The organism is Acinetobacter genomosp. 15BJ, from assembly GCF_000400715.1.
Taxonomy (GTDB): Bacteria; Pseudomonadota; Gammaproteobacteria; order Pseudomonadales; family Moraxellaceae; genus Acinetobacter.
In genome coordinates this window covers 80197-93473 of the sequence record NZ_KE007351.1, presented here as the reverse complement: position 1 = coordinate 93473, position 13277 = coordinate 80197, and the positions used below count along the sequence as shown (strand labels likewise).

General features: G+C 41.9%; 13 protein-coding genes. 7 read left to right on the top strand and 6 right to left on the bottom strand.

Going from position 1 to position 13277, the window contains the following annotated elements; translation table 11 throughout:
- Nucleotides 1-422 precede the first annotated feature (422 nt).
- The 4 genes from F896_RS01760 to F896_RS01775 all read left to right on the top strand — a co-directional run bounded on the left by F896_RS01760 (nucleotide 423) and on the right by F896_RS01775 (nucleotide 3461).
- Nucleotides 423-1355 carry an RluA family pseudouridine synthase gene (locus tag F896_RS01760; RefSeq protein WP_016165022.1) on the top strand — a complete coding sequence of 311 codons (933 nt, stop codon included), beginning with the start codon at nucleotides 423-425 and terminating at the stop codon, nucleotides 1353-1355.
- The gene (locus tag F896_RS01765; protein WP_016165021.1) at nucleotides 1352-2026 is read left to right on the top strand and encodes an HAD-IA family hydrolase; all 675 of its coding nucleotides are present in this window, start codon (nucleotides 1352-1354) and stop codon (nucleotides 2024-2026) included. Before F896_RS01760 ends, F896_RS01765 begins: the two co-directional genes overlap by 4 nt.
- Nucleotides 2027-2101: 75 nt before the next feature.
- The gene (locus F896_RS01770) at nucleotides 2102-2800 is read left to right on the top strand and encodes a helix-turn-helix transcriptional regulator (RefSeq protein WP_016165020.1); all 699 of its coding nucleotides are present in this window, start codon (nucleotides 2102-2104) and stop codon (nucleotides 2798-2800) included.
- A gap of 52 nt (nucleotides 2801-2852) precedes the next feature.
- Nucleotides 2853-3461 (top strand): glutathione S-transferase family protein, encoded by a 609-nt coding sequence (locus F896_RS01775; protein ID WP_016165019.1) that lies wholly within the window; start codon nucleotides 2853-2855, stop codon nucleotides 3459-3461.
- Between the two features lie 64 nt (nucleotides 3462-3525).
- Here the strand turns inward: F896_RS01775 and F896_RS01780 are convergent, their stop codons facing one another.
- Complete coding sequence (locus F896_RS01780; RefSeq protein WP_016165018.1) at nucleotides 3526-4434, bottom strand: LysR substrate-binding domain-containing protein; 909 nt, start codon at nucleotides 4432-4434, stop codon at nucleotides 3526-3528.
- 393 nt (nucleotides 4435-4827) lie between these two features.
- Here F896_RS01780 and F896_RS01785 point away from each other — a divergent pair, with 393 nt between their 5' ends.
- Nucleotides 4828-5880 (top strand): MBL fold metallo-hydrolase, encoded by a 1053-nt coding sequence (locus F896_RS01785; RefSeq protein WP_016165017.1) that lies wholly within the window; start codon nucleotides 4828-4830, stop codon nucleotides 5878-5880.
- Here the strand turns inward: F896_RS01785 and F896_RS01790 are convergent.
- The 3 genes from F896_RS01790 to F896_RS01800 form a co-directional block, all read right to left on the bottom strand.
- Complete coding sequence (locus F896_RS01790) at nucleotides 5867-6274, bottom strand: DoxX-like family protein (protein ID WP_016165016.1); 408 nt, start codon at nucleotides 6272-6274, stop codon at nucleotides 5867-5869. The two genes, F896_RS01785 and F896_RS01790, sit on opposite strands and share 14 nt — an antisense overlap.
- A gap of 2 nt (nucleotides 6275-6276) precedes the next feature.
- Nucleotides 6277-6711, bottom strand: a complete 435-nt coding sequence (locus tag F896_RS01795) for a thiol-disulfide oxidoreductase DCC family protein (RefSeq protein WP_016165015.1) — start codon at nucleotides 6709-6711, stop codon at nucleotides 6277-6279.
- Between the two features lie 92 nt (nucleotides 6712-6803).
- The gene (locus tag F896_RS01800; protein ID WP_016165014.1) at nucleotides 6804-8324 is read right to left on the bottom strand and encodes a catalase; all 1521 of its coding nucleotides are present in this window, start codon (nucleotides 8322-8324) and stop codon (nucleotides 6804-6806) included.
- 631 nt (nucleotides 8325-8955) lie between these two features.
- On the opposite strand from F896_RS01800, the gene F896_RS01805 reads away from it, so the two are divergent.
- The gene (locus tag F896_RS01805) at nucleotides 8956-9405 is read left to right on the top strand and encodes a hypothetical protein (protein WP_016165013.1); all 450 of its coding nucleotides are present in this window, start codon (nucleotides 8956-8958) and stop codon (nucleotides 9403-9405) included.
- 78 nt (nucleotides 9406-9483) lie between these two features.
- On the opposite strand, the gene ptsP is transcribed toward F896_RS01805, so the two are convergent.
- The gene (gene ptsP, locus F896_RS01810; RefSeq protein WP_016165012.1) at nucleotides 9484-11778 is read right to left on the bottom strand and encodes a phosphoenolpyruvate--protein phosphotransferase; all 2295 of its coding nucleotides are present in this window, start codon (nucleotides 11776-11778) and stop codon (nucleotides 9484-9486) included.
- 93 nt (nucleotides 11779-11871) lie between these two features.
- Complete coding sequence (locus tag F896_RS01815; protein ID WP_004656060.1) at nucleotides 11872-12348, bottom strand: RNA pyrophosphohydrolase; 477 nt, start codon at nucleotides 12346-12348, stop codon at nucleotides 11872-11874.
- A gap of 182 nt (nucleotides 12349-12530) precedes the next feature.
- Between F896_RS01815 and F896_RS01820 the strand changes: the two genes are divergently transcribed.
- Nucleotides 12531-13181, top strand: a complete 651-nt coding sequence (locus F896_RS01820; protein WP_016165011.1) for an HAD family hydrolase — start codon at nucleotides 12531-12533, stop codon at nucleotides 13179-13181.
- The last annotated feature ends 96 nt before the right edge of the window (nucleotides 13182-13277 follow it).

Sequence of the window (13277 nt, the reverse complement as noted above, 5' to 3'; positions counted from 1 at the left end):
CTTAGCAGTTCCAATGCATCAACGCTTTAGCCTGAATGCGACATCAGGGAGCAAATTGTCTGATGTGGATCAGTTTACGTTTAATAACCAGCAAATTGCTGGCGACATATTTTTTCTGAACAAACTGTATGTGCATATGCACAATTAAACGCAACAGTTTGCCATTTTGCCGATATAATAAGCCTTCGGCGTCGGCATAATTCTTTAGGACCTATCCGAGTTGTTGGTGAATATCTCATCGATTAAAAATTTTATCTAAATAAAATTTCTGATTTGATGCTCACTTACGGTGGTATCCGTGCGCTGAATATATCAAACCTTGCGGCATCTGCCTATGGGCTAAGTTTAGGTTTCTTGTGAAATAACTTAGCTAAATGATCATTTTTTAATCATATTTAACAAATCTTGGATTAATCGAGCGTATGAATTCTACACAACAATGGCAAAGTGTCACTTGGTTTGACGTGGATGAGCATCAAGACGGGCAGCGAATAGATAATTTTTTATTTACCCGATTAAAAGGTGTACCGAAGAGTCGAATCTACCGTTTGGTTCGTGAAGGACAAGTACGCGTTAATAAAAAAAGAATAAAAGCAGAGACACGTTTGAAGATAGGCGACCAGATTCGTGTCGCACCAATCCGCTATGAACAAAAGGATGAAACAGCGGTACCGGTGAGTGATGGCGTGGCACAAAGTCTACTCAGCCGTGTGGTGTATGAGGATGAAGGGCTATTGGTCGTTAATAAACCGTCAGGGATCGCGGTGCATGGCGGTAGTGGCGTGGCCTATGGCTTAATCGAAGCATTGCGTGCGGCGACAGGTAAAAAATACTTGGAATTGATCCACCGTATTGACCGTGATACTTCAGGCTTGGTCATGATCAGTAAAAAGCGCAGCACTTTAAAATTGCTACAGGATTTGCTGCGTGAGCATAAAATTCAAAAAACTTATGCGGCAATTGTCAAAGGTCAAGTTAGTCTGGATCAGCAACTGATTGATGCGCCGTTGTTACGTTATGAGCTAGCCAATGGTGAACGTCGTGTCCGTGTGACCAAAGACGGTAAGCCGAGTAAGACCGATTGGAAAGTGGTCGAACGCTATAAAACAGCAACTTTGGTGCATGCTTCTCCACTTTCGGGTCGTACCCATCAAATTCGTGTGCATGGTTTAAGTATTGGGCATCCTTTAGTTGGGGATGATAAATATGGACATAACACACCATATGCAGGCCCTGAAGCACGTCGTTTGTGTCTACATGCCATGCGTTTAGAGATTCCAAACTATCCAAGCATTGAAGCGCCAATGCCTGAAGATATGCAACAAGTGATCGATCAGTTGAGAAAGCAGAAATGAGTCAAAATATCGAACTGGTGATTTTTGATTGGGATGGCACTTTATTCGATTCGGTTGGGCAAATCGTAGCAAGCTTGCAATATGCAGCCCAGCAATTTGAACAACCTCTTACGGATGATGCGGCAAAAAGCATTATTGGCCTAGGCTTGCCCGAAGTCATGCAAATCCTGTTTCCACAAGTTCCGCATTTACAGCAAGATATTTTGCAATGTTATGCGGATCACTATGTGGCAAACTCCAAAGGTGATGAGTGGTTTAGCGGTGTTGCAGAGCTGCTCACTGATTTAAAACAGCAAGGTTTAAAGCTTGCTGTGGCAACAGGAAAAAGTCGTAAAGGTTTAGATCGGGTTTTGGCACAAACCAATAGCGATGAGATCTTTGATATTACTCGTGCAGCCAGTGAAACCAAATCCAAACCAGATCCATTGATGCTGCAGGAAATTTTGACTGAGTTGGATGTCGCTGCTGATCGTGCTGTTATGGTGGGTGATACCAGTTATGATCTAGAAATGGCTCGAAATCTGGATATGCCGCGTATTGGGGTGAGTTATGGTGTGCATAGCATCGAAACCTTGCAGCAATATCAACCCTTGGCCATCGCGCACAATGTGCAGGATCTACATGCTTATTTGCAAAGTGTGCTGAATGTGGCTGCCTTAACCGAGAGTTAATCAATTCAAATCATATGAAACGACAATGGTGGGAGTGTTCGCATTGCCATCATCCATAATAACAATAGGGACCATATGAGTCGTTCAATCCGTTTGCTCAATCTATTACAGCTACTTAGAGAATATCGCTATCCTGTGACCGCGCAGGTGTTGGCAGAGCGTTTACAGATTAGTCAGCGCAGTGTCTATCGTGATATCGAAACTTTGCGTGAGCAGGGTGTTTGCATTGATGCTGCCGCTGGATTAGGGTTTCAACTGAAACAAGATTTTCTGCTTCCACCGATGACATTAAATGAAACCGAGATCGAAGCAATTTTTTTAGCACTGAATTGGTTGAGCGATATTCCTGATTTGGCCTTGAAATCGGCGTCGACTTCGGTATTGGCAAAGCTCAATGCAGTACTGCCTGAGCATTGTCAGCATCAACTTGAACAAACCACTTTAAGATCTATCAATGTCTGGTTACCTGTCGATGAAACTTTGGTGGAGCAAGTGCGTTTGGCCATCCGTCAGCAGTTAAAAATTACCGTAGATTATGCCGATGAACAACAACGGGTAAGTTCTCGTATTTTGTGGCCATTTGCGCTAGGTTATTTTAATGATCGAATCGTATTGGCGGCATGGTGTGAGCTACGTAAAGGTTTTCGTCACTTCCGTATTGATCGGATTCGAGCGCTGAGCTTGAGTCAGGAGCTGTATCCGCAATTCAAACAACAATTATTTCAACAGTGGTGGGCACAGGAAATGTGCCGTGAGACTACTGACAAAAACTGACAATCAAAACTATTACATTGAAATAAGAATAACTCACCAAGGAAATATCAAAATGGCACTTAAACTTTATACCAATAGTTTTTCGCGTGGCGTCGTTGTTGACTGGCTGCTGATCGAGCTTGGCATTGAATGCGAACGTATCGAGGTTGCTTTTCAAACTGAGATGAAAGCGCCTGAGTATTTAAAAATCAATCCATTTGGCAAAGTACCTGTATTGGTCGATGGTGATATTGTGGTTTATGAACTTGATGCAATTTGTGCTTATCTGGCCGATAAATTTGCGGATAAAGGCTTGGCACCTGCACTGAATGATCCTAAACGTGGTGTGTATTATCGTTGGCTATTTTTTATCTCAGGGCCTTGGGAAGCTGCTTCAACCAATAAAATGCTGGGTGTTGAGGTGCAGCCTGATCAGAAAGGCTCTGTGGGGTATGGTGATTATCAAGATGCCTATAACGCTTTTGTGCAAGGTCTCAGCGAAGTAGATCCCTTTTTATGTGGTGAGCAGTTTACTGCCGCGGATGTCACGGTTGCTGCGATGTTATTTTGGCAACTTAAAATGGGGGAAGTACAGTCACATCCAGCCATTGAACGGTATTTAGAAAATATTAAGCAGCGACCAAGCTATCAAAAATTTGCTGAATTTTTTAGTAATGCCTAAACCAATAGGTTTTGCTTAAAGAATAAGGAAGCCGATTGATTCGGCTTTTTTATTTATGAGGAATTCAGTGCAAATTCAAATGGGAGTTATTTAAGTCAAATATATGCCGAATTTCTTCTAGGAATTGCTGTGTGGCAAGGTTCGATTCATTTTTTTGGTAACCCATAAAAACATCGAGGCAGGGCAGCGGATGATGCAATGATCTGACGACAATTTGGTCAGTAGCTAAGGCTTGGATATAGGCAGGTAAAATGGCACAACGATGCCCTGAATGGACCGCTTGAATAGCCTCTGCAATGTTGCTGGCTTCATCGATGCTTTGAAAATGAATCTGCTGCTGTTTAATGTACTGGGTAATGATTCGTGCCAAAGGCTGAGAAAGCTTGTGGGTTAAAATGGTCAGGGGTAAATCCTGTAATTGGGCAATGTTGATCTCTGTATGCTGTGCCAAAGGATGTTGTTTCGGTAGCATAAATACCAAGGGTTCTTTGAGTATCAATTGACTTGTAAATGCTTCATTTTCAAATTTTTGATTAATAAAGATCAGGTCTAAATCACCTTTTTTAAGCAGATTGATTTGATCGCTTTCTTTAAGATTAAGTGTACGAATTTGCAGTTTGGGCAGACGAACTCTTAAACGCGGCAAAATATAAGGGAAAATGCGAATTTCAGCAGAGGGGACAAAACCGATTTTTAAACATTGTACTTTGGCTGCAGCAACCTGTCGCGCCATGGTAATGGCTTTGTCTGCTTGAGTGAGGGTTAAACGTGCTTGTTCCAGAAAAACTTGGCCTTCATCAGTTAACTCCACTTTGCGCTTGGTACGATGCAATAGTTGCACGCCAACATCATCTTCGAGATCTTTAATTTGCTGGCTGAGCGAAGGTTGAGACGTGTGTAATTTAAGCGCTGCTTTACTGAAACTTAGCTCTTCAGCAACGGTAATGAAATAGCGTAAATGACGTAATTCCATAAGACTGATCCAAGAGTGTCTTACTGTTTTTCTCGTTATCATGATAAGAATATCATGTTGTTGGCGCATTATATCTGAGGTTGTTTTATATACAATATGGTTTTTTATAAAATAAAATAAATAGCGCAAAAGCTGAGGTTTAGCCCTTGGCTCGAATTGTCATTGTGCGTTATTAGTTCGGTAAAATTGTGTTGACTCTGCCAGAGAAAATCAGCATAACTAACAAGCTTATGTTAGGATCAAAGACCGATTATAGTGATTTGGAATAAGACGAGAATCCTAAAAAAAATCATTATGATTTGAAAGGCTGTCGCGTTAAAAAATAGTCCATGACCTAAACGGGATATCACACCATTCACCTCATGCGATGAGATTCCACCAAAGAAGACCTACATGAAAGATAAGCCGACATTAACCTACCAATTGCCGACACAATCTTGCTTGAGCCATACTTGGGGGAAACCTCCTTTTCCACATGAGGCTTCTGATCATTGTGGCATTGACCGTTTTTATAATTTACAGAAACCCTTAACATCATTTGATCGTAAAGGTTTACTCAAATGGCTGGCGACACGTAAATCATCGACGTGGACGGTAGATCGTTCGCATGAATGGAATATGCGGAATCACATGTTGGAACTTCCACAGAACCGTCCGCATGCAGATATGAATGATTGGCAAATCTGGTTTGTGGGTCATGCAACGGTTCTCATTCAAATCGGTCCTTATAACTTTTTAACCGATCCAGTTTGGTGTGAATATGTCAGTCCCAAACAGGGCAATGGTCCACAACGTGTTTGTCCTGCTGGCATTGCCCTAGAACATCTTCCAACCATTCATGGGGTCTTGTTAAGCCACAATCATTATGATCATATGGATTTGGCGACTTTAGAATGGTTACATCAGAAATTCGAAATGCCAATTTATACGGGCTTAGGCAATGGCTATTATCTGCCAAAGCACTTACATGTGATTGAAATGGATTGGTGGCAGGAGATTCCATTTCATGATGAGTTGAAGATCGCTTATACACCTGCACAGCATACTTCTGGGCGTGGAGTGCGTGATCAAAATAGAGCACTGTGGGGTGGTTTTTCCTTGCTTGCTAAAACAGGGCATTGTTTCTTTGCTGGGGATACGGGCTATTCCACACACTTTAAACAGATCCATGAGCGTTATGGTGATGCACGTGTGGCGTTATTGCCGATAGGTGCTTACGAACCACGCATGCTGATGCGCTATGTGCATATGAACCCACAGGACGCATTTCATGCTCATTTAGATTTACATGCTCACCGTTCTTTGGCGATTCATTATCGAACCTTTCAACTGACCGATGAAGATCGTGATGCGCCTGAGCATGAACTGCAGCAAGCCATGAAATCATCTTCGAAATTGGTGAACCCGTTTTATTGCATTCGTGAAGGGCACTTTATTCGTGCTTAGCATTTTGTAGTGCGTTGATACACCACAGTGAAATCACAGAAAGGCTCGCAAGAGCAATATTCATGACCACAGGATTAAAGGCTTGATAGATCTGATTGGGATAAATACACAAAACGAAAATAAATAGCCCAATCAGGCTGATCATGTTGAGCCAATGCAAAGACTTGTAAGTTAAAAATAAAAACAAACTACCAAAAATGATTTCGGCAATGCCCGACAGTGAAATCATCCATGCAATATAAGACGTAGGCACATTGAGTTGCTGCCAAACATATTGCTCATCTTGTACCTGAAAAATTAACTTGGGAATCAACCCCTGATAAATCCAAAGTACTGCAATAATTAACTGACAAAACCTTAAGATCTGTTGAATCGTCTGATTCAGGCTATTCATGTTCAGATCTCATCCAATAGAAAGTGCTGCTGAGTTTCAGGTGTCACTCGGTAGCATTGTTCGGTTTTACCAAATAGGCGATAACGATTGAACGCAATACGACGATAAGCAAAATCACGTATCAGTTTAGGAATAATACGCGCATATTTTAAACTGGCGTAAGGGGAATCTAGACGTTGAACGATGCGTAGAAAGGCGGTCGATTCGGTATAACATTGACCATTTTCCAGTAAGACCATTGTTTCAAAATGATCAGTAGGGAGATGGCAATAGGCGAGGAGTTGCTGTCCAATATTGGATTGAACAGAGACCAGTTTGAACAGATACTCAACATCATGTTTAATCATAAAATCAGCCCAAGCTGAGCACAGCACACACTCTGCATCAAACAAGATGATGTTATTGGTTTGAATCAGTTGCTGTAATGGTTTTGGCATGGTTATTTTTCTGATGTTGTTTTGAATAAATTGTCACCCAATTCCATAAAAAAAGCCATCCTCGGATGGCTTTTTATTTCAATATTTAAGGTTTACAGAAAGCTTGGTAAATGACGGGCTGGATCGGTTTCACGTGCTGCCTGAGCATCTGCAACAGTAAGCCCTAGTGCAGTAGCAACACCTTCACCATAAGCTGGATGGCAAGCATAGCAGTTACGGATGTGGCGATACTTGATGAAGTCTAAAGCATCACCCATCGCACGTGCAGTATTACCAAACAGTGCTTGTTGTTGTTCAGGTGTCATCAATTCAAACAACGCACGTGGTTGGCTGAAATAGTCATTGTCATCTTCACGATAATCCCAAAAATCGGCATCGCCATTAATTTTCAATGGAGGCTCTTTGTACTGAGGCTGCTCTTGCCATTGACCGAAGCTGTTTGGCTCATAATGTGGTAAGCCACCATAGTTGGCATCGGTACGGCCTTGGCCATCACGGTGATTACTGTGTACAGGGCAACGTGCGGCATTGACTGGAATTTGTTGGTAGTTCACACCGAGACGGTAGCGTTGAGCATCCGCGTAGTTAAACAAACGCGCTTGTAACATACGGTCTGGTGAAACACTGATACCTGGTACCAAGTTGCTTGGTGCGAAAGCAGATTGTTCAACATCCAAGAAGAAGTTTTCTGAATTGCGATTTAGTTCAAATTCACCAACTTCAATCAATGGGTAGTCGCCGTGAGGCCACACTTTGGTTAAATCGAATGGGTGGTACGGAACTTTCTCTGCATCTTGCTCTGGCATGATTTGTACAAAAAGCGTCCATTTTGGGTAGTCTTGACGTTCAATCGCATCAAATAAATCACGCTGATGACTTTCACGATCTTGACCCACCAATTCGCCAGCTTCTGCATCGGTTAAGTTTTTAATCCCTTGTTGCGTTCTAAAGTGGAATTTCACCCAGAAACGCTCATTGGCAGCATTAATAAAACTATAAGTATGGCTACTAAAACCATGCATATGGCGGTAGCTTGAAGGGATACCACGATCAGACATGACGATGGTCACTTGATGTAATGCTTCTGGAAGTAATGTCCAGAAATCCCAGTTGTTGGTTGCACTACGCATGTTGGTTTTAGGATCGCGTTTTACCGCTTTGTTTAAATCTGGGAATTTACGTGGATCACGTAAGAAGAACACAGGGGTATTGTTCCCGACCATGTCCCAGTTACCCTCTTCAGTATAAAATTTTAAAGCAAAACCACGGATGTCTCGTTCGGCATCTGCTGCACCACGTTCACCTGCAACTGTGGTAAAGCGTGCAAACATTTCAGTTTTTTTACCGATTTCGCTAAAAATTTTAGCGCGGGTATATTGAGTAATATCATGGGTTACGGTGAATGTACCAAATGCACCTGAGCCTTTAGCATGCATACGGCGCTCAGGAATCACTTCACGGACAAAGTTGGCAAGTTTTTCATTCAGCCATAAATCTTGGGCTAATAATGGTCCTCTAGCACCTGCGGTCATACTATTTTGGTTGTCGACGACAGGTGCGCCGAAGTCAGTAGTTAAGTGGCTATAAGGACATTTTTTATCGTCTTGGCTCATGTTCTATCTCCATCAAGATGACCCGTGAGTGAGGTCACCTCAACTGTTTGACCGTTCAAAGATATGAATGTTTAACTGTCTCATGCGCAAATTGGGTATCGAAACTTCGGATGCCTAAGTGCGATTTATAATGATCAAGTTCACATCCTTTGTATTTTTACTCTAGGTTGATGAAAGCTTTTTTTCCAATGGATTAAAGTTGATGTCATAAATGCTTTATTCGATTGAAGCTGTCTAAATCTTAAACATGAACTGCGCTTTTTTGAATGTTAGATTTGTTAAAAAAAGATAAAAGATAACGAAAAAATAAAGACTTACTGCTTTACTTGGTTTTAGTTGAAATTGAATCTAGTGTTTGTTTTGAAAAGTGAGGAAGATATTAGTTCTTGTATAAAAGGGACTGTTTTACCTGTTGGAGTTATGTAAAAAGTCCTAGATTGATTTCTTTCATGGTTTTTGATGTGTCTTAAAATTGATTAATTTACTCAGTGAGCACTGTTAAAACGACTGAATTTATTCAGTATAGTTTTCTTGTTATCTAAAAGCAGATGCTCAGTAGTAAATATGTAAACCCTTAATATTTTTACGCTTGCTATGTTATTTTGTGCTTATCTTTGAAGAGATTAAAAAAATGAAAAAGTTAGCATTGAGTTTCGGGTTGTCTTTAACTGTTTTAGCAGGTTGTACTTCCATGCCACAAAAAGATGAGACTAAAGCAAATTCCTTGAAGGTTGAGTTTGTTGGACAAGGAAATTATGCGGTAACGCAACAACAGGGTACAGTAAGCTTATATGCAGTGGACAGTCAGATCGCAGATGTTCCAGCGACTTTGATTCAGCAGAAGAAAGTTCAAATCTCTCAGGTCCCATTTGCGGTTGATTTTACTGTGCCTGCGGATCACCGTAAGCTTCTTCAACCCTCAGTTCGGGATGATGCTAAAATCAAATACTACGTGACTTGGGAATCAGATGCCAAGAATTTAACTGGCAAAGATGCGATTGTGATTGATTATGATCGTAAATTTCCGAACGTGACATTGAATGGCGGTAAACAGCAGATTTACCTGCGCTCAGTAAAATAAGCATATGTATTGAAAAAGGGCGATCTTGTTGAAAGTATCGCCCTTTTTTATGCTTGGTCTTATATTGAAATGTCTAGTTTAGACATTGAGCATACGATTGGATTTGACCATATCGGCAAGACCATGCGTTTTGAAATAATGTTCAAGCCAACTTTTAATAACCAGTGGGTTGTTCATTTGCAGCACATCATCCAACAGTTTTTTTGCATCAGTCATTGGGACATGACAAATCGCTTTGCGTACTCTGAGAATATTGCTTGAACTCATTGAAAGGGTGTTAAAACCCATCGCCATCAATAAAATTGCAGACAGTGGATCGCCCGCCATTTCACCACAGACGCTGACTGGTTTTTGATGGATATGACAGTCTTGAACCAAACGTTTTAGCGCACGTAGTACCGATGGATGGAAATGCGAATAGACGTTGGCCACATGCGGGTTATTCCGATCTACAGCCAGTAAATACTGAGTTAAGTCGTTTGAGCCCACCGAGAAGAAATCAACCAGTTCAGCAAATTCATCGATCTGTAAAAGTACACTTGGTACTTCAACCATAATCCCGATTTTAGGTTTGGTGATTTTGACTTGCTCTTCTTCTTGTACCGCAATCCAGTCACGTTCTAACAGATACAGTACTTCTTCCACTTCACTGACACTGGTCACCATTGGTAATAAGATATGCAAATTATTTAAACCAATACTGGCTTTGAGCATGGCACGAATTTGTGCAGAGAAAATTTCAGGATGATCAAGGGTAAAGCGTATGCCACGCCAACCCAAGGCTGAATTTTCTTCTTCAATACTGAAATACGGTAAGTCTTTATCCGCACCAATATCGAGGGTGCGCATAATCACAGGCTTGTTGGCAAAATGGCTTAATTGTTGGCGATAGATGGCGCGTTGTTCTTCTTCGCCAGGGAAGCGCTCACGTAACATGAATGGAATTTCACTACGATATAAACCAACACCTTTGGCACCTCGTTGTACACCACGCACCACATCAATCATTAAACCGGTATTGACGAATAAAGGAATCGACACGCCATCAGGGGTAATGGCATCTTTGGTTTCGTATTGCTTCAAATCTTTGGCGATTTGCTCTTCTTCTTTTTGCACTTCTTTATAACGTTGACGTAGACGACGCGGTGGATTGACGAAGACACGTCCTTGATAGGCATCCACAATCATTTCGATATCATCTAGTGTGGTGATGGGTAACTCGGTTACCCCCACCACAGTTGGAATGCCCAAGGCACGTGCAACAATCACCATATGTGAGTTGGCGGCGCCTTCAGACGTCACAATCGCTGCAATATTATCCACGGGCAATTCCACCAAGGCTGCCGTGCTGATCTCTTCGCCAATCAGAATACTGTCTGGGCTGAGTTCACGATGACTGGTATCGTTTTCTTGCAAGCAAGCCAAGATTCGGCGCCCAAGATCTTTCAGATCAGAAACACGTTCACGCAGGTAGTCATCTTCCATTTGTGCAAATAACGCGACATGTTTGTCGATGACTTTGCGTACTGCACCCTGTGCCCAACTGCCAGCACGAATATGGTCTTTGATTTCACTCGGTAGCGCATTTTCATCTAACATACGTAAAAACACGCTAAATAAGGCACGTTCTTCCGACATGAGTGAATCTTGCATTTTTTCATCTAGGGATTGAATCTCAAGACGAACTGCTGCAATGGCTTGATCGAGTAATTCTAATTCATCACTGATGTTTTCGGCTTCGCGATCTGGAATCGCAGCAAGGTCAGCAGGAGGGTAGAGTACAATGGCACGACCTAGGGCCACACCACCTGCACCTGATACCCCTTGGAAGGTTTTATAGCTCGGGCCATTGCTGGGTTTACGGAACACATCAATATTTCCCACAGCATGTGCATGGGCAATCACACCTGAGAGCTGTGCACAAAGTGTGACCAAGAATGATTCAGCGGCTTCGCTAAAGTCTTGAGACTCTTTATTTTGAACAACCAACACACCCATTACCTTGCGGCGATACATCACTGGAACGCCAAGGAAGGAGTTGAACAGCTCTTCACCTGTTTCAGGTAAATAGGCGAATCGCTCATGTTTAGGTGCATTGTCTAAGTTGACGATTTCTTCACGTTGACCGACCAAGCCAACCAAACCCTCGCCAACACTGAGCGATACAGTGCCAACCGCCTCTGGTTTTAATCCTTTAGACGCCATCAGCACATAACGACGATTACGCTCGTCCAATAAATAAATTGAACAGACATCCACATGCATGGCATCGGCCACATGATTGACCATAATGTCCAAGGAATCATGCAAACTGACGGACGCATTGATTTCTTGCACAATGCGTCTAAGCGTGTCGAGTTGCATGTTTGACATGGATGTTTACTCCAATTTATTGAATCGTTATAGGCCTAGTTATAACAGCTCTGTTGCCAAAAATCATTGCTTAAAATGATGATTTCATGACAATTAGCGCTGAGGTAGTTGTAAACATAATTCCATCATAGCTTTACGGTAAACATCGCGTTTGAAGTTGACCACTTGACCCAATGGGTACCAGTAACTCACCCATTGCCATTCATCGAATTCGGGTGGGTCTGATAGGTTTAACTGAATATGATGCGGCGAGGCCGTTAGCTTCAGTAAAAACCATTTCTGCTTTTGTCCAATACATACCGGATCTGAATCTGACCGAATGTACCGATGTGGCAAACGATAACGCAGCCAACCTTTTGTTTGCGCTATAATTTGGACGTGTTCGGGCAATAAACCGACTTCTTCTCTCAGTTCACGAAAAAGTGCCTGTTCAGGGGTTTCTCCAAATTGGATTCCTCCTTGTGGAAATTGCCAAGCATTGTGACCAATGCGTTTTGCCCATAAAACTTGTCCGTCATCGTTTGCCAAAATGATCCCGACGTTGGGTCGGAAACCTTCTGAGTCGATCATTTGGCTACCTAAATTTTGTCTATATCGTTGACTTTGATCTCGGGGACAGTCACTCTTTTGCCCAACTCGAGAAAGGTCAAAGTAAAATGTTTAAAATTGCTATGATCTTAACGAATTTCTATCGACTAGCGGTGATAGATTTACATTTTTTTTCTTAATTTTCAGTTTAAACGAGAAATTCTATGCAATTGGCTTTGTTTGATTTAGATCATACCCTGTTAAATACTGACTCTGACCACTCTTGGGGGGAGTTTTTGGTCAATGAAGGTTTGGTTGATCCAGTTCATCATCGTCAAATGAATGATAAGTTTTATGAAGACTATAAGGCAGGACAACTTGATCCAATTGCCTATAATGAGTTTGTCTTTCAATTTCTGACCAAACACGATAATCATTATTTAACTGAGTTACATCAGTTATTTATGCAGAAAGTTATCCGTCCGCAGATGCGACCTAAAGGCTTTGAGGCGATTAAAAGACATCAGGATCTTGGACATGCGCTGGTTGGGATTACGGCGACCAGCGATTTTATTACTGCACCGATTTTCCGTGAATTTGGCATTACTGAAATTATTGCCACCAATGCGGAAGTGGTTGATGGACAATATACGGGCAAGGTGAAAGGCATTCCTTGCTATCAAAAAGGCAAGCTCGCGCGTCTGGATCAATGGTTGGCTGGCCGATCAGTGACCGAGTCATGGGCGTATTCTGATTCAATTAATGATCGTTTCTTGCTTGAATATGCCACCCATGCGATCGCAGTCAATCCAGATGCCCGTTTAGAAAAGCTAGCGCAGGAACAAGCTTGGGACATTCAAGACTGGTCAATATAAGATTCATGTAGAACGGCCAAATACTTCAGCTTAGGATTAGGAGTATTTAGCCTTTGATCAAGAAGAATTAAAAAACAAAAATACTAAGCTGATCGC